Consider the following 14,907-nt stretch of genomic DNA (forward strand, 5'->3'; position numbering starts at 1 on the left):
GGACCGTCGATCGCCAGGCGGCGATCACGGTGTCAGGAGCTGGTGAGGATGACGAGTTGCTGGGTCGCTCGGGTCATCGCGACATAGCGGTCGACCGCTCCTTCGATGCCTGAGCCGAATGCCTCTGGGTCGAGGAGGACGACCAGGTCGAACTCGAGCCCCTTCGACAGCTCCGGGGTCAGCGACCGGACGCGGGACGTCGCCCGGAAGGTGGGATCGCCGATGACGCAGGCGATCCCCTCGGCGTGCGCGGCGAGCCAGGCGTCGAGGATCGAGTTCAGGTCAGAAACAGATCCGTGTACGACGGGAACGTTGCTGCTGCGGATGGAGGTCGGCACGTTGGCGTCCGGGAGCGCGGCGCGGATGACCGGCTCGGCTTCCGCCATGACCTCTTCCGGCGTCCGGTAGTTGATGCTCAGCGAGGCCAGGTTGATCCGGTCGAGCCCGATCCGCTCGAGCCGTTCCTGCCACGACTCCGTGAACCCGTGCCGGGCCTGGGCGCGGTCCCCGACGATGGTGAAGCTCCGGGACGGGCAGCGGAGCAGCAACATCTGCCACTCAGCGTCGGTCAGTTCCTGCGCCTCGTCCACGACGATGTGCGCGAACGGGCCGGCGAGCAGGTCCGGATCGGCGCTCGGCAGTGCGGTCTCGTCGACCAGGGCGTCCCGCAGGTCCTGTTGGCGCAGCATCGTCAGCAGACCTTCGCCGTCGTCATAGGCGTTGGCCTCGATCAGGTCGTCGATGACCGTGGCCATGCGCTCGCGTTCGGCGGCGACAGCGGCGTCGTTCCGGCGGTTGCGCCGTGATGCCTCCGGGTCGCCGAGCCGCTGCCGTGCCGCGTCCAGGAGTGGCAGGTCGGACACCGTCCAGGCCTGGGCGTCTGCGCGCTGCAACGTCCGGACGTCGTCGGGGCTGAGCCACGGAGCGCACTTGCGCAGGTAGGCGGGCACCGACCACAGGTCCCCGACGAGGTCGGCCGCCTCGAGCAGCGGCCAGGCGCGGTGGAAGGTCGTGCGCAGCTCCCTGTTCTGGAGCAGCGACCTGCGGACCAGGTCATCCGGCTCATCGCCGTGGTACTTCTCCATCAGGATCGTGAGCAGCTCCGCCCAGATCTCGTCCCGCGCCTCGTTGTGCGGGGTACCGGGTCCGCACGCCTCGAACGCCTCGGCCCAGTCGTCGGCGCTCAGCCAGATGTCGGAGTCGCCGATCGTGACCGTCATTCCCTTGGCCCGCGGCTCCTCGTAGAACCTGACGGCCGTCTCGATCGCCTTCACCAGGTCCGCGGACGACTTCAGGCGGGCCATGTCGGGGTCGGTCTCGATCGCTGCTGCGGCTCCCTCGGCGACGAGGTCCCGCAGGGTGCAGGTCTGCACGTCCTCCTCGCCGAGGCTGGGCAGGACGTCGGAGACGTAGGCGAGATAGGGCTGGTGCGGACCGACGAACAGCACGCCGCCCCGGCGGTGACCCAGGCGAGGGTCGGAGTAGAGGAGGTAGGCGGTGCGGTGCAGAGCGACGACGGTCTTCCCCGTACCCGGACCGCCGTCGACGACGAGCGCGCCGCGGGATCCCGCGCGGATGATGGCGTCCTGGTCGGCCTGGATGGTGCCGAGCACGTCGCGCATCCGGGCCGACCGGTTGCCGCCCAGGCTGGCGATGAAGGCGGACTGGTCGTCGAGCGCGGCGTGCCCGACGAACCCGCCCGAGGTGAACACCTCGTCCCAGTAGTCGCTGATCCGGCCGCGGGTCCAGCGATACCTGCGGCGGCTTGCCAGACCCATCGGGTTGGCGTGGGTCGCTCCGAAGAACGGCTCAGCCGCGGGGGAGCGCCAGTCCAGCAACAGCCGACGACCCTCGCTGTCGGTGAGGCCACGTCGTCCGACGTACACGGGCTCGGGGCTGTCCGCGCTGACCATGTGCCCGATGCACAGGTCCAGACCAAAGCGACGCAGGGCACGCAGGCGAGCGGCCAGCCGGCGGACCTCCATGTCCCGCTCCACCGCCTGTCGGCCTTTGCCGCCGGGCGCCTTGCGCTGGGCATCGAGGCGGTCGGACAGGTCGGTGAGCAACTGCTCCAGGCTCTCCGCGATGGCCGCGAAGTGCTGCTCGTCGCGGGCGATCAACGTCGGGTCGGCCTTGGGGGAGAGGTGGTCGGGGAGGTCGAACACGCTGTTGGTCAGCGGGTCCACGTCATCAGCTCCGATCTGAGGTCGCTGGCAATGGGAGATGGGGTGCAGCGGCATCCCTGCCGCACGGATCGCATGGGTGGCCACCCTGGCGACTTTTCAAGGCGCCCTGCGCGACTCAGTGCGGTGCCGCCGCCGCTTCCCGCGCGCGGCGCTCGTCGCCGGTGAGGGTGGACAGCGGCTTCTCCTTGATGAAGACCACCGCGAGCACGGCGAAGAATGCGATCGGCGCGGACACCAGGAACAGGTCCGAGGTCGCCGTGGCGTAGATGTCCCGGATCGCGGCGAGGGCCGGTGCGGGCAGCGTCTCGAGGTCGGGCACCTTGGCGCTGCCGCCCCCGGTCGCCGCCACCCCGAAGTGGTCGACGACGAGCGAGGTCACCCTGTTGGTGAGCACCGCACCCAGCGCGCTCACCCCGATCGCGCCGCCCATGCTGCGGAAGAAGGTGAGCGTCGAGGTGGCCGCGCCCAATTCGGCAGCGGGCACGTCGTTCTGCGCGGCGAGCACGAGGTTCTGCATGAGCATGCCGACCCCGACCCCGAGCACCATCATGTACGCGGCCAGCACCGCCACGCCGGTATTCGCGTCGATCGTGCTGAGCAACAGGAACCCGCAGGTCATCACGAGCGAGCCCACCACCAGGTACGGCTTCCAGCGCCCGAACCGCGTGATGAGTTGTCCGGCGAGCGTCGAGGACACCAGCAGACCGAAAATCATCGGCAGGCTCATCAGACCGGCCACCGTCGGGGACTTACCGAGCGCCACTTGGAAGTACTGCGACAGGAACACCGTACCGCCGAACAGCGCCACGCCGACCAGCGTGCTGGCCACCACGGCCAGCGTGACCGTGCGGTTGCGAAAGATGCCGAGCGGGATGATCGGCTCCGCGGCCCGCGACTCGGTCCACACCGCGAGCGCGAGCAGGAGCACGCCGCCGCAGACCAACGCCGCGGTCTGCCACGAGCCCCAGGCGAAGTGCTGCCCGGCGAGGCTGGACCAGATCAGCAGCGTGCAGACACCGGCCATGATCAGCAGCGCGCCCAGCCAGTCGACCTTCACCGGCCGGCGGACGACCGGCAGGTGCAGCGTCTTCTGCAGCAGGGCGATCCCGGCCAGCGAGAACGGGATGCCGATGAAGAAGCACCAGCGCCAGCCCAGCCACGAGGTGTCCACCAGCACGCCGCCGATCAGCGGGCCGGCGATCGTGGCCGCGCCGAACACCGCGCCGAAGACGCCGGAGTAGCGGCCCAGCTCGCGCGGCGGGATCATCGCGGCCATCACGATCATCGCGAGCGCACCCATGCCGCCGGCGCCCACGCCCTGCGCGATGCGGCTGAGCAGCAGCAGCGTGACGTTCGGCGCGAAGCCGGCGATCAGCGAGCCGACCACGAACAGGCTCAGCGAGAGCTGGATCAGCAGCTTCTTGCTGTAGAGGTCGGCCATCTTGCCCCAGAGCGGCACGGTCGCGGTCATCGACAGCAGCTCGGTGGTGACCACCCAGGTGTAGACCGACTGGGTCCCGCCGAGGTCGGCGATGATGCGCGGCAGCGCGTTGGAGACGATCGTCGAGGCCAGGATCGTGACGAACATGCCGAGCATGAGGCCGGACAGCGCCTGGATCACCTCGGCGTGCGACATCCGCCCGGGCTGCTCGGCCGGTACCTCGTCGCGGGCGGTCGCCTCGGTGGCCATGGGTACGCCGGCCACGGCCAGGTCGTCCGGCACGATCGCCGCCGGCGTCCCGGCCGCGCCCGGCTCGGGGTGAACGGTCATCAGCTCTCCTCGGTGGTAAAGGTGGGTGTGGCCAGGCCGCTGGCGAGCATCGCGAACGCCTCGTCCACCTGGTCGGCGAGCGGGGCCGCGCCGTCGGCCGCCGTGGCCCTGCGGTGCGGAACGCGGCGCCCGTCACAGCCGCGACAACCCGCGCGTACGCGCCGTCGCGGCCCAAGGCGTAGTCGATCGACGTCCGGTGGATGTGGATGTTGCGCGCGTGCGCCGAACAGCGGGTTACAGCTCTGGGCGTCCAGTGCCCGGTTGTCGGTCACGTCCGGCGGGAAACGGGCGGCCCGGTGGCGGGTGCGGCGGGTGATGGGTGCGGCGACGGCAGCATGACCGGGACCGGCACGTCGCCCAACCGGTTCAGGCGCGACACCATGACGAGCGGTCTGGGCAGGCCCGCTCCACCGGGTCGCCAGCCCCACCCGCTCAGGCTTGTGCAGCCCCGTCCTAGCGGGATTTCACACTCGGGCCAGTGCCGGCATCGACGAAGAAGTTGGTCGGGTTCTTCTGCACGTGCCCGTCAGCACGAAACCCCGTCCCCGCGCGACGGGATCGTCGACAACAACACACGCATTTCGCGACTCCCATTTCCGTAGGTTCTGGCCTCGGCCGGCAATTCTGCGGCACGACCCGGGTCTTGCCGCAAGACCCCCAGTGCGGTATATGTTGAAGCTGGAAGGGAGTGGTTACCTCCCCTTCCCTTGATCGTCCGCTGGACGGACGACCTCCCTTGGGCCGGCCTACGGATGCAGCCGCGGAACGGGAGGTTTCTTCACCCTGTTCGGCAAGGCCGCCTCGAATGTCGTTGAGAGCGCCGGCATTCTCATGGTGTTCGTCGCCGCGCCGCACGAGCGATGGGCGGAGTTCGCCGAACGCACGCACGACACCGGGCACACCGGCGACGACCGCACGGAGAACTCCTGACCCTTTGAGTGTTGGAGTCGGCGCCAGCAGATGATGACGCAGGCAGGGGGTTGGGAGATCAACCGCTCGTTGCTGCCGACCAGGGGCGGTCATCCTGGCCGGTCAGTCGTTCGCCGAGGTAGGTGCTGGTGGAGGCGCGGAGCGCCGCGACGCATGCGACCACGGCGGGATGGACGCCCGCGCCTTTGCGGTAGGTGATGCGGGTGCGGCGGCGAATGGTCAGCGGGAGGAGCCGTACCCGCGGAAGCGGCTGCGCAAGGGCGAGTTGTGGGACGAGGGCGACGCCCTGGCCGGCGGCGACCAGAGCGAGCATCGCGGTGAAGTCGTCGGCGTGATGACGGACCGACGGACTGAAGCCCGCCATCTGGCAGGCGTGCACGGCCACGGAATGGCAGAGCGTGCCGGGGCTGCCGACGATCCAGTCCGCGTCGCGAACCTCTTGGAGCGGGTCGCCGTCCGTGTCGTTGTCCGCGTCGATGGGCGCGGCGAGGAACACGGTCTCCTCCAGCAGCGGAGTCGAATCCAGCGAAGGGTCGGGTGCGACCGGCGTGATGTCGTAGTCGTGCAGGAGTGCGACGTCGAGCCGTCGGTCGAGCAGCGCGGCAGGCATGGCGACCGGGTCCAGCTCGGTGACCATGAGATCGAGGGCGGGGTGATCGCGGGCCAGGGCGACCAGGGCCGCCGGCAGCAGGGTGCGTACGGCACTGGGGAAGGCGCCGATGCGAACCGTTCCGTGTACGCCGGTTCGGGCGGCTGCCAGTGTCGCGTCCGCCGCTTCAAGTGCGGCGAGAACAACCTCGGTGTGTTGCACGAGCGCAACGGCCGTGGGGGTGAGGCCTACCCGGCGGCCCGCGCGTTCCAGCAACTGGATGCCTGCTTCTCGCTGGAGCGCAGCCAACTGTTGGGAGACCGCGGAGGGCGTGTAGGCGTGAGCTTCGGCGACCGCGGCGATGGTGCCGAGGCGGGCCAGGTCCCGCAGCAGGTGCAGACGGCGAACGTCAAGCATCAGCTCAGCTTACGTATTTGTTGAGAAATCGGAACTGGTCCTTCACCGATAGTTGGCGCAGGGTGAAGGCATGACCTTGACCGGCGTGTACGTCCCGTTGATCACTCCGTTCGACGCGTCCGGGGATGTCGCCCTCGATGCGCTGACGGCCCTCGCTCACCAGGTGCTGGATGCCGGAGCGACCGGTGTGGTCGCTCTCGGCACGACCGGGGAGCCGACCGCACTCAGCGACAAGGAGCGGCGCGAGGTGCTCGACGTCCTCTCCTCGGTATGCCGCCAGCGCCGCGCGCAGCTGCTGGTCGGCGCCAACAGCGTCGAGGCACTGGGAGCGCTGGGCGAACGTCCCGAAGTGACAGCGGCCCTCTGCCTGGTGCCTCCCTTTCTCCGTCCAGGTGGCGCGGGCGTGCTCGCCCACTTCGCCCACCTTGCCCAGGCCAGCCCGGTGCCGCTGGTCGTCTACCACGTCCCGTACCGCACCGGACAGCAGCTCTGCGCGGACGATCTGCGGCGGCTCGCCGACCTGCCCGGTGTCGTGGGGATCAAGCACGCTGTCGGCGGGATCGACGCGGACACTGTGGACTTCCTCGCCGGCATCCGGCCTGATTTCGCGGTGCTCGGCGGCGAGGACCAGTTCATCTCCCCGCTGCTCGCTCTCGGCGCGCACGGCGGCATCCTGGCCTCGGCGCACGTCGCCACCGTCGACTTCGTCGAGTTGATCGCGCTCTGGCGTGCCGGTGACGTCGACCGTGCGCGACCACTCGGCCACCGGCTCGCGGCGCTGTCGGCAGCGTTGTTCGCCGAGCCCAACCCGGCGGTGATCAAATCCGTCCTTCACGCACAGGGCCGCATCCCGACCCCGGCGGTACGGCTGCCGCTGCTGCCCGCCGGTACGGACACCATGCGGGTGGCGCTTCAGCGCGTCGATGAACTGATGAATGTGCCGAGGTGACGGTGGCCCAGATACCTGCCCTGCCCATGCGGCTGACGGGCGCGCCGTCAGGCCATTGCGGAGAGGATGACCCGCTCCAGCACCGTGGGCGGGGTCCGCCACTGGTCGGGGTCGTCGTAGTTGCCGGCGGTGATGGCCACGGTGAGGTCCAGGTCGGGCAGGACGAACAGCCGCTGACCGCCGTTGCCCATGCCGGCCACCAGCCGATGGCCCTCGATGGATTCGATGTACCACTGGTAGCCGTACTGCGCGCCCCAACTGGTCTGCAGGCGTGGCTGAAGCATCGTGCGGATCCAGTCGGCGGGGACGATCCGCCGACCGTCCCAGGCTCCCTCGGCCAGCACCAGCTCGCCGATCCTGGCCAGGTCGCGGGGCGCCAGTCGCAGCCCGGACGCGGCGGAGGCCACTCCGTCCGCGCCGGTCATCCACTCGAAGCTGCCGATACCCAGCGGCGCGAACAGCACGTCTTCCCCGTACTGCGGCAGCGACCGGCCAGTGCCGTCGGCGATCAGTCGGCCGAGCAGGGCCGTGGCACCGCCGCAGTAGGTCCATCGGGCCCCGGGCGGCTCCAGGATCGGCCGCTCCAGGACGTACCGGCATCGGTCCGGCGCCAGCTCCATCGCGATTTCGGCGTTGGCTGGGCTGTTGTACGGGAGATCTTCGCGCCATTCCACGCCCAACGACATCGTCAGCGCGTGCTCGACGGTGAGCCGGGCACGCTGGGGGTCGGCCGCCAGGTCGGGGTACTGCGGAAACCGCGGCAAAAGCGGCTCCGCCGGCGGCGGGACCAGCCCTTCGCCGAGCGCGATGCCGTACAACAGCGCGGTCACGCTCTTGGTGACCGATCGGATGTCGTGCAGCGTCTCGGGCCCGAACTCGACGACACCCAGCGAGTCTCCCCAGGCGAAGTCCTCTCCGGCCCCGTAGTACTCCAGCAGGGTTTGGCCATCGCGAACCGCTGCGACGGCGTGCAGACCGCCGGCCTGGCCAGCTTGGAGCATTCCGTCGAGGCGCTCACGCAACTGCGTCGTCATGGGGCACTCCGGGAGGAAAAGAGCGGATGTCACCGGTCAGGGAGTTGCCCGTCCTTCAGCCGGGCGGCGTTGCGACGTACTGCAGGGAGTATTCAGGGCTGGCGTAGGCCCCGCCCTGCAAGGCGTCGGCGTCGATGGGGGCGTCCGAACCGGGCACCTTCGCGGCACAACGTTCCGCGTCGTCCACCGGCTGATAGCCGAGCTGTGTCCCGGCGCCGACATCCCAGAATCTGCGGGTGTTGGCCGAGACGGAATAGGCGGCCACGAAGTGAACGTCGCACGCCGTGATAGCCGCACGGATGAAGCCCACGCCGTCGCGCGGACTCAACCACGTTGCCAGATGTCGCGCCTCGGTCGGCTCGTCCTCGAAACTCCCGATCCGCAGGCACACCACCGACAGCCCGAACTTGTCAGCGTACAGACGCCCGAGTGCTTCCACGGCAACCTTGCTCACCCCGTAGAACCCGTCCGGCCGAACCGGCGCCTCCGGCACGACAACCTGCCCGACCGGGTAGAAGCCGGTGACCCGGTTGCTACTCGCCAGGACAACTCGTCCGACTTTCTGGCGGCGAGCAGCCTCCAACACGTGGTAGGTGCCCAGCACGTTGCTGTCGAGCAGGTCGGCCAACGGTGCCTCATCCGGCAGCCCGGCCAGATGCACCACGGCGTCCGCACCCTCCAGCGCGGCAATTAACGCGTCCAGGTCTGCCAGGTCCAGTTGGATCGCCCGCTCCACCGGCGACTGCGCCTGCCACAGGACCCGGTCGACCAGCACGAGTTGGCGAACCTCGTCGCGCAGGTGCTCGCGGACCGCCGAACCGATCCGGCCCGCCGCACCCGTGACGACGACCGTGCCCAGACGTGAACTCATGGGCTGCATTGTGGAGGCACATACCGACAATATGATCGACGTCGATCTTGCAGGAGCGCCAGCCGGCTGGCCGGCAAGCGGACCATCGCCGCTCGCTTCGCCCACGCCGTCGAGGAAGGAGATCTGCCCTGCGCCCCTACCGCCAGCATCCGATGATCCGCGCGATCGAGGCGCTCGTCCGCCTGGGGCGCCCGGTTTCGCTCTTCAGCGTGAAGAAGCCCGATATCAAGGCTGTGCTGAGAGGCCATCGGGCCACCCGATGACGCGCTCAGCGGTGACGCCTCGAAGGTCGGCCCCGTCCCACCGGACCCCGGTGACGTCCGTGCGCCCGTACTGCGGATCGTGCGTCGAAACGTAGCCGAACTGGGCGTAGGACAGATCCGCGTCACGCAGGTCGGCATCGCGCAGATCGCAGCCCGCGAAGTGAGCACCCCGGAGGGATACACCCCGGAGGTCGGCGCCGCGGAAATCACAGAGCTTGAATGAGTGCCTGTCCAGGGTGCGGTGCCGAAGGTCGCGGCCCGCGAACGACTTCCTCGTCGCGCCGGGCAGGGTGCTCATCCGCGAACCGTAGCGGGAACGCTCGATGTCGAGCCACCGACTTTCGACGCGCTGGTGGACGCGTTCGACCGGCACGGCTTCTTCGGCTGCCCGTTCGTCAGCGCGGCCGTGGAGTCTCCGCTCGCCTCACCGGCCCGGGCGATAACCCTCGCCCACACCGACCGTCGTCAGGCCTGGATCACCGGACACGTGTGAGCGGGCCCGGGTGTCGGAGCCGGCCCGCCTGGCCAGCCACCTCGGGCTGCTCATCGACGGAGCGATGACGCGTGGACGGCTCGAGCAGGACCGCTCGGTCGTGCAGGACGCCAAGGAAGCCGCCCGGGCGGCAATTCAGTCAAGTAGCGTCCCCGTGACGCCTCGGTAACGGAAAGTGTGACATTCATGCGTGCTGTAGTGCTGCGGGAGTTCGGCGTTCCGCTGAGGGTCGAGGAGATCGACCAACCCGCCGCCGGCGCCGGTCAGGTGCTCGTGCGGGTCGTTGCCAGTGGGGTCAACCCGCTCGACACGAAGATCCAGGCGGGAAAGGCCGCGCACGCCCGCGTCCAGCCGCCCGCCGTGCTCGGCCTGGACCTCGCCGGCGTCGTCGCCGCGGTGGGCCCGGGGGTGACCGGCTTTGCGCCGGGGGACGAGGTGTACGGGCTCTGCGGTGGTGTGGGCGATCTGCAGGGCTCGCTGGCCGAGTACGCCGCCGTGGACGCCCGGCTGCTGGCGCGCAAGCCGCAGGCGCTCTCGATGCGTGAGGCCGCCGCGCTGCCGCTGGCGGCGATCACCTCGTGGGAGGGGCTGGTCGACCGGGCCGGGGTCCGCGCCGGGCAGAAGGTGCTGTTGCACGGCGGTGCCGGCGGCGTCGGTCACGTGGGCGTGCAACTTGCCCGGGCGCGAGGCGCCGAGGTGTACGCGACGGGTGCGCCGGCAAGCCTGCCGGTGATCGAGAGCCTCGGCGCGGTGCCGATCGACTACACCTCGACCAGCGTCGAGGAGTACGTGCAGAGGTACACCGGGGGCGAGGGCTTCGACATCGTCGCCGACAACGTGGGCGGCGCGACGCTCGACGCGTCGTTCGCGGCGGTGCGTATCTATCACGGGCACGTCGTCAGCGCGTTGGGCTGGGGGTCGCACTCGCTCGCGCCGCTGTCGTTCCGGGGCGCAACCTATTCCGGGGTGTTCACCCTGCTGCCGATGCTGACCGGGCGCGGCCGCGAACATCAGGGCGAGATCCTGCGCGAGGTTGCGGGGCTGGCCGACGCCGGTGCGCTGCGTCCACGACTGGACCCGCACCCGTTCACGCTCGACACGGTCATGGACGCCCACCGGCTGGTTGCCGGCGGCACCGGTGCCGGCAAGGTCATCGTCGACATCGACGGCTGAGGCGCCGGCCGGGCCGGCCGGCGCCTCTCCGCGTTCAGCGGGAAGCGAGAACCTGTTCGGCGTACGCCCAGAGCCGGTCGGCGGCCGCGGGGTCGACGGCGTGCTCGGCCACCCCGGTCATCGGTTCCGGGGCGCCAGGGACGACCGCCGCCTCCTGGTTGTCCTCGAAGTAGCGGCCGGTGACGCCCTCGAGCAGCGGCGACGCCGCCAGCAGCACGGACGTCGCCGCGCCCTGGGCGGGGGTCTTGAAGTAGTCCGGCACCGTCCGGTTGCCCGCCTCGTCGATCGTCACCCCGAACGAGCGCAACGTGTCGTCGTCGAGGTGCCGCTGCAGGTTGGTCATGATGTAGCCGGGTTCGCCGCGTTGGCGGTGATCCCGTCCGCGGCCCAGTGCCGGGCGATGCCGACCACCAGCAGGACATCGGCGGTCTTGGACTGGAAGTACGCCGCCCACGGCTCGTACGGCTGCCGCTCGAACTGCGGGTCGTCGAAGTCGACGGCCCGGCGCAGCTGCGCCCCGGAGCTGACCACCACCACCCGCCCCGTAGCGGCGCGGAGGTTGTCGCGCAGCCCGCGGGCGAGCGCGAAGTGGCCGAGGTAGTTGGTGGCGAGCTGCATCTCCCAGCCCTCCGCGGTGAGCTGCCGGGTCGGGACCGCCATGACGCCGGCGTTGGCGACCAGCGCGTGCAGGGGGCCCTCCCAGGCCGCGACGAAGGCGTCGACCGACGACAGGTCGGCCAGGTCGAGGGCGGCCGCCCGGACGCTGCCCGGTCCGGGTCCGGCGAACTCCCCGACCAGCGCGGCGGCGCGGCCGGGATCGCGGGTGGCGATGGTCACCTCGGCGCCGGCGCCGGCGCCGGCCAGGGCGCGTACGGTTTCCGCGCCGATGCCCGAGGCGCCGCCGGTGACGATCATCCGGCGCCCGATGAGGTCTATGCCGGAGTACCTCACCGAGTGGCGGATCGAGCTCGCCGCCGACCGGCTCCGCCGGGGCGACGACACCGTCGCCACCATCGCCCGGGCCGTCGGCTACAGCTCGGAGAGCGCGCTCAGCGTCGCGTTCAAACGGACCACCGGGCACTCGCCGCGCGCGTACCGCAGTCAGCTCACCAGGGCCCGGTGAGTCATCCCCGGGAAGGGTGTCCGCGTCTCACGAAATCACTTCAGGGGTGGACCCCAACGTGCGGGGCCCACCCCTGAGGAGAGGTGCGGGTGCTGAGTCAGTCGCGTGGGGTCTGGAGCACCACGCGGCGACGGCGGAACAGCACGAGCAGCACCGCGCCGAGGGCGAGGACGCCGGCACCAGCACCGGCGAGGGCGCCGACCGGGGAGCCGGTGACCGGCAGGCCGCCGCCGGAGCCGCCGCTGTCCGAGCCGCCGTTGCTGCCAGCGCCGCCCGAGGTGCCGGTGGCGATGACGATGCGGGCGGTGTTGTTCGCCGGCTTCGACTCGACGGACGGGCCGCCGCTGCGGGCCACGATCGTGCCGTCGGCGCCGGGAGTGGACTTGATCTTCAGCTTGACGGTTGCCGTGATCTTGCCGTAGCCGGACGCGGTGGTCGGGAACTCGCTCTCGAAGTTGCAGCGCAGCTTCGTCGACTCCGGGAGCGTCTCGCCCTCGGTGCCGTCGGTGTAGCACCACTCGGCGGGCAGGAGCACCGTGCCGGTCGGCGCGGTGATGACCACACCCGGGCCGCCGCCGTCGGACGGGCCGTTGTTGACGACCTCGTAGGTGAGGTCGACGGTCTGCCCGACGGCGCCCTTGACCGCCGGCGCGGTGACAGCGACGTCGAGGGTGTTCTTCTTGCTCCAGATTCCGAAGTCCGCGTAGTTGTCGGACTCGTCGAGCTCGCGCTGCCCGGCGAGTCCGGCCTTCGCCTGCTGCTTACGGAGCGCATCGGCGAACGACGGCCCGGTGCCTTCGACGCGCTTGCCGTCCTTGGCGCCGACCGCCTGCTCGGCAAGGGCGACGTTGAACGAGCCGTAGAGCTGCTCCGGGCCCGGCAGGTTGCGGCCAAAGGTGACGTTGAACAGGGACTTGCCGGTCTCATCGTCGAACAGCAGCAGGGCTTCGCCGGGTTCGAGGGTCAGTGGGACGATGCAGAGAACCTCGCCGGGCCCGTACACGTAAGGTCGGCCGCTGTCGTTCGGGTAGTAGTCGGTGTAGGTGCAGTCGCTGTATCGCTCGGCGAATGTGGCACCGGTGGGCACGATGGCCCTGACCGTGAAGTTGGTCGCGGCGGTGTCGCCTTCGTTCGCGACGCCCGCGTAGAGCGGGACAGTGTCGCCGGGGCCGACCGGATCGTTCTGGCCATTCAGATCCTCGGCGCCGGCGACCAGGTCGGGGCCGGACGGGACCACCGTGACCGGGAACGTGGTGGTGTTGTTCCCCGGGGACATGTCGTCTTCCGCACCGGCGATGGTGACGGTGACCGATCCGGCGTCGCCAGGGATGGCGCCTTGGCGACTGGCCAGCGACAGCGGGTTCACGGTCGTGACCTGGCCGGGCTCGAGCACTCCGACGGTGCAGGTGACCTTGGTGCCGTCGAGCTTGCAGGCGTCGGTCCACTCGGGCACGGATGCGGTGACCGCGTCGGAGACCTTGCTCAGATCGAGGATGACGTCCACCGCGGTGGCGGTGGCTTCGCCGTAGTTGTAGACGTACATGCCGATGGTGGTGCCGCTGTTGTCGATCTCGGCCACGGGCTCGCGGTCGAACGAGACGAACAAGTCGGGCAGCGGATCTGCGGCAAGGGCCGCGGTCGGGGCGCTGATCAGTGCGACGGTTGCCAGTACGGCCGCGCTTGTGGCGACGCGAGACCAGACGGCCGTTATGTGATTCATGTGCTCTCCGGTGAGGAAGGGTGGTGCCGCACTCTAGCCAATGAGCATCGATAATTCCGCCCCTTGCTTCGGCGAGGGCGCTCCGCGACCCGTCGACGCGTGACCTTGTTTGCGGACGTGGAGGCTGGGAAATCGCCTGGCCCAACGGCGAGAGGAAGGCCGCACGGTGAACGACAACGAGTTCCTCGGCCTGGTGGCGACGCGTTCCGGCATGTCGTCGGAGCAGGCCACCGCCGTCACACGGGCCACGCTCACCACTCTGGCCGAACGGATCGACGGCGGCGAGGCGCGCGACCTGGCCGACCAGCTTCCCGAAGCGCTGCGGGCGTACGCCTTCGGCGGCAGCGAGACCGCGGAACGGTTCGGGCTCGAGGTGTTCGTCGACCGGGTCAGCGGACGCGCGGACCTCGACGCGGACCGGGCGAGGGACGGGGTGACGGCCGTTTTCGACGTCCTGCGCGACGCCCTCGGCCCCACCGGCTATGAACAGGTGGTCACCCAGCTGCCGGCGGAGTACGGCGACGTCGCCGACCAGACCGCGCCGTTCGTCCGGCGTCAGGCCTGATGGTCGATCGAGGGGACAGAGATGGCTGTGGACCGGGACGACGCTGACCCGTTGGGCCGGGCGTCCGAGGCGGACGCCCAGGAACAACAGCAGGACGAGACCGTGGTGGGCCCGACCGACGCGGTGTCGGACGCCGTCCCGGAGGCGTCCGAGGCGGACCTGGCGGAGCAGGGCGTCCTGGTGTCGCCGAGCGACCTGGGCGGCGTGGCCGATGCCATGCGCGACGACGTCAGCCCGGCGGACGCGTTGGAGCAGAACCAGGAGATTCCGACGCCGGATGAGGACCGCCGGGGCTGACCGCCGCTGCGCCCCGCGGCTGCCGGCCACGAGCCGCGACCGGCAGCCGCCGGGGTCACGCCGGCTGCTCCTAAGCCGCCAGGATGCTGCCGGCCAGGACCAGGTACGCCAGGCTCACGCCCAGTCCCGCGAGGATCATCAGGACCGCTTTGGCCCCGGTCGATCGATCACTGCGGGCGATCGAGTGGTTGACGGCGAAGCCAACTCCGCCGAAGAGCCCGCCGATCAGTCCGCCTGCGATCACCAGGAGAAACGGGAGCAGGATCAGGATCCGGAGCACGGCCGGCGTCTCCGGCCCGGTCCGGTGTTTCACCCCGTCGATCTCGATGACCGGGTACGCGTCGAGGAGGTTGCCCCTCACCTTGGCGCGGACCGTCCCGCCGCCCACCGCGGGCAGTTCGAAGACGTTCCGGCGGCCGCTCCCCGGGACACCGTTTACCAGCACCCGTGGACTGGCCAGCGCATTCACCTCGACCGCCACGGGCCCGTCGACTCCGGCGATCACCATCGGTTCGGTCTGCATGAG

15 protein-coding genes and 1 pseudogene are annotated in these 14,907 nt (G+C 70.2%); 6 read left to right on the plus strand and 10 right to left on the minus strand.

The features are described from left to right. Window positions 1-32: 32 nt before the first annotated feature. The 3 genes from helR to AC5RWQ_RS01970 all read right to left on the minus strand — a co-directional run bounded on the left by helR (window position 33) and on the right by AC5RWQ_RS01970 (window position 5,893). Window positions 33-2,240, minus strand: coding sequence for an RNA polymerase recycling motor ATPase HelR (gene helR / locus AC5RWQ_RS01960; RefSeq protein ID WP_494281152.1), 2,208 nt, complete (start codon window positions 2,238-2,240; stop codon window positions 33-35). Window positions 2,241-2,301: 61 nt separating this feature from the next. After that, window positions 2,302-3,957 carry an MDR family MFS transporter gene (locus tag AC5RWQ_RS01965; RefSeq protein ID WP_494280997.1) on the minus strand — a complete coding sequence of 552 codons (1,656 nt, stop codon included), beginning with the start codon at window positions 3,955-3,957 and terminating at the stop codon, window positions 2,302-2,304. 988 nt (window positions 3,958-4,945) lie between these two features. Next, window positions 4,946-5,893: a LysR family transcriptional regulator gene (locus AC5RWQ_RS01970; RefSeq protein WP_494280998.1), complete on the minus strand. Its 948-nt coding sequence runs from the start codon at window positions 5,891-5,893 to the stop codon at window positions 4,946-4,948. Between the two features lie 70 nt (window positions 5,894-5,963). Here AC5RWQ_RS01970 and AC5RWQ_RS01975 point away from each other — a divergent pair, with 70 nt between their 5' ends. Next, complete coding sequence (locus tag AC5RWQ_RS01975) at window positions 5,964-6,842, plus strand: dihydrodipicolinate synthase family protein (protein ID WP_494280999.1); 879 nt, start codon at window positions 5,964-5,966, stop codon at window positions 6,840-6,842. Window positions 6,843-6,889: 47 nt separating this feature from the next. On the opposite strand, the gene AC5RWQ_RS01980 is transcribed toward AC5RWQ_RS01975, so the two are convergent. The 3 genes from AC5RWQ_RS01980 to AC5RWQ_RS01990 form a co-directional block, all read right to left on the minus strand. Further along, window positions 6,890-7,876: a serine hydrolase domain-containing protein gene (locus tag AC5RWQ_RS01980; protein WP_494281000.1), complete on the minus strand. Its 987-nt coding sequence runs from the start codon at window positions 7,874-7,876 to the stop codon at window positions 6,890-6,892. A gap of 55 nt (window positions 7,877-7,931) precedes the next feature. Then, window positions 7,932-8,747 (minus strand): NAD-dependent epimerase/dehydratase family protein, encoded by an 816-nt coding sequence (locus tag AC5RWQ_RS01985; protein WP_494281001.1) that lies wholly within the window; start codon window positions 8,745-8,747, stop codon window positions 7,932-7,934. A 225-nt stretch (window positions 8,748-8,972) separates the two neighbouring features. After that, window positions 8,973-9,308, minus strand: a complete 336-nt coding sequence (locus AC5RWQ_RS01990) for a pentapeptide repeat-containing protein (RefSeq protein ID WP_494281002.1) — start codon at window positions 9,306-9,308, stop codon at window positions 8,973-8,975. Between the two features lie 54 nt (window positions 9,309-9,362). On the opposite strand from AC5RWQ_RS01990, the gene AC5RWQ_RS01995 reads away from it, so the two are divergent. Both AC5RWQ_RS01995 and AC5RWQ_RS02000 read left to right on the plus strand, forming a co-directional pair. Next, the gene (locus AC5RWQ_RS01995) at window positions 9,363-9,503 is read left to right on the plus strand and encodes a hypothetical protein (protein WP_494281003.1); all 141 of its coding nucleotides are present in this window, start codon (window positions 9,363-9,365) and stop codon (window positions 9,501-9,503) included. Between the two features lie 186 nt (window positions 9,504-9,689). Next, complete coding sequence (locus AC5RWQ_RS02000; RefSeq protein ID WP_494281004.1) at window positions 9,690-10,676, plus strand: zinc-dependent alcohol dehydrogenase family protein; 987 nt, start codon at window positions 9,690-9,692, stop codon at window positions 10,674-10,676. Between the two features lie 34 nt (window positions 10,677-10,710). Here the strand turns inward: AC5RWQ_RS02000 and AC5RWQ_RS02005 are convergent, their stop codons facing one another. Continuing rightward, a complete protein-coding gene (locus AC5RWQ_RS02005; RefSeq protein WP_494281005.1) occupies window positions 10,711-11,019 on the minus strand; it encodes a hypothetical protein in 309 nt (102 codons plus the stop codon). Then, on the minus strand, window positions 11,016-11,591 hold the full coding sequence (locus AC5RWQ_RS02010; protein WP_494281006.1) for an SDR family NAD(P)-dependent oxidoreductase: 576 nt from the start codon (window positions 11,589-11,591) through the stop codon (window positions 11,016-11,018). Before AC5RWQ_RS02010 ends, AC5RWQ_RS02005 begins: the two co-directional genes overlap by 4 nt. 25 nt (window positions 11,592-11,616) lie before the next feature. On the opposite strand from AC5RWQ_RS02010, the pseudogene AC5RWQ_RS02015 reads away from it, so the two are divergent. Beyond that, window positions 11,617-11,799, plus strand: a pseudogene (locus tag AC5RWQ_RS02015) (helix-turn-helix domain-containing protein); the annotation flags it as partial. 97 nt (window positions 11,800-11,896) lie between these two features. Here AC5RWQ_RS02015 and AC5RWQ_RS02020 read toward each other — a convergent pair. Beyond that, complete coding sequence (locus AC5RWQ_RS02020; RefSeq protein ID WP_494281007.1) at window positions 11,897-13,405, minus strand: COG1361 family protein; 1,509 nt, start codon at window positions 13,403-13,405, stop codon at window positions 11,897-11,899. A 280-nt stretch (window positions 13,406-13,685) separates the two neighbouring features. On the opposite strand from AC5RWQ_RS02020, the gene AC5RWQ_RS02025 reads away from it, so the two are divergent. Both AC5RWQ_RS02025 and AC5RWQ_RS02030 read left to right on the plus strand, forming a co-directional pair. Beyond that, window positions 13,686-14,084, plus strand: a complete 399-nt coding sequence (locus AC5RWQ_RS02025; RefSeq protein WP_494281008.1) for a DUF2267 domain-containing protein — start codon at window positions 13,686-13,688, stop codon at window positions 14,082-14,084. A 21-nt stretch (window positions 14,085-14,105) separates the two neighbouring features. Further along, window positions 14,106-14,381, plus strand: coding sequence for a hypothetical protein (locus tag AC5RWQ_RS02030; RefSeq protein WP_494281009.1), 276 nt, complete (start codon window positions 14,106-14,108; stop codon window positions 14,379-14,381). 70 nt (window positions 14,382-14,451) lie between these two features. Here AC5RWQ_RS02030 and AC5RWQ_RS02035 read toward each other — a convergent pair whose 3' ends face one another. Next, entirely contained in the window at window positions 14,452-14,904 is a 453-nt protein-coding gene (locus tag AC5RWQ_RS02035; RefSeq protein ID WP_494281010.1) for a hypothetical protein, read from the minus strand. Between the last annotated feature and the right edge of the window lie 3 nt (window positions 14,905-14,907).

It is taken from the genome of Micromonospora sp. BS32 (assembly GCF_059089345.1).

What these genes read in the sequence shown, in the direction of transcription:
- helR (WP_494281152.1), bottom strand. Translation starts at nt 2,240, where the DNA reads ATGCCGCTGCACCCCATCTCCCATTGCCAGCGACCTCAGATCGGAGCT.
- AC5RWQ_RS01965 (WP_494280997.1), bottom strand. Translation starts at nt 3,957, where the DNA reads ATGACCGTTCACCCCGAGCCGGGCGCGGCCGGGACGCCGGCGGCGATC.
- AC5RWQ_RS01970 (WP_494280998.1), bottom strand. Translation starts at nt 5,893, where the DNA reads ATGCTTGACGTTCGCCGTCTGCACCTGCTGCGGGACCTGGCCCGCCTC.
- AC5RWQ_RS01975 (WP_494280999.1), top strand. Translation starts at nt 5,964, where the DNA reads ATGACCTTGACCGGCGTGTACGTCCCGTTGATCACTCCGTTCGACGCG.
- AC5RWQ_RS01980 (WP_494281000.1), bottom strand. Translation starts at nt 7,876, where the DNA reads ATGACGACGCAGTTGCGTGAGCGCCTCGACGGAATGCTCCAAGCTGGC.
- AC5RWQ_RS01985 (WP_494281001.1), bottom strand. Translation starts at nt 8,747, where the DNA reads ATGAGTTCACGTCTGGGCACGGTCGTCGTCACGGGTGCGGCGGGCCGG.
- AC5RWQ_RS01990 (WP_494281002.1), bottom strand. Translation starts at nt 9,308, where the DNA reads ATGAGCACCCTGCCCGGCGCGACGAGGAAGTCGTTCGCGGGCCGCGAC.
- AC5RWQ_RS02000 (WP_494281004.1), top strand. Translation starts at nt 9,690, where the DNA reads ATGCGTGCTGTAGTGCTGCGGGAGTTCGGCGTTCCGCTGAGGGTCGAG.
- AC5RWQ_RS02005 (WP_494281005.1), bottom strand. Translation starts at nt 11,019, where the DNA reads ATGACCAACCTGCAGCGGCACCTCGACGACGACACGTTGCGCTCGTTC.
- AC5RWQ_RS02010 (WP_494281006.1), bottom strand. Translation starts at nt 11,591, where the DNA reads ATGATCGTCACCGGCGGCGCCTCGGGCATCGGCGCGGAAACCGTACGC.
- AC5RWQ_RS02030 (WP_494281009.1), top strand. Translation starts at nt 14,106, where the DNA reads ATGGCTGTGGACCGGGACGACGCTGACCCGTTGGGCCGGGCGTCCGAG.
- AC5RWQ_RS02035 (WP_494281010.1), bottom strand. Translation starts at nt 14,904, where the DNA reads ATGCAGACCGAACCGATGGTGATCGCCGGAGTCGACGGGCCCGTGGCG.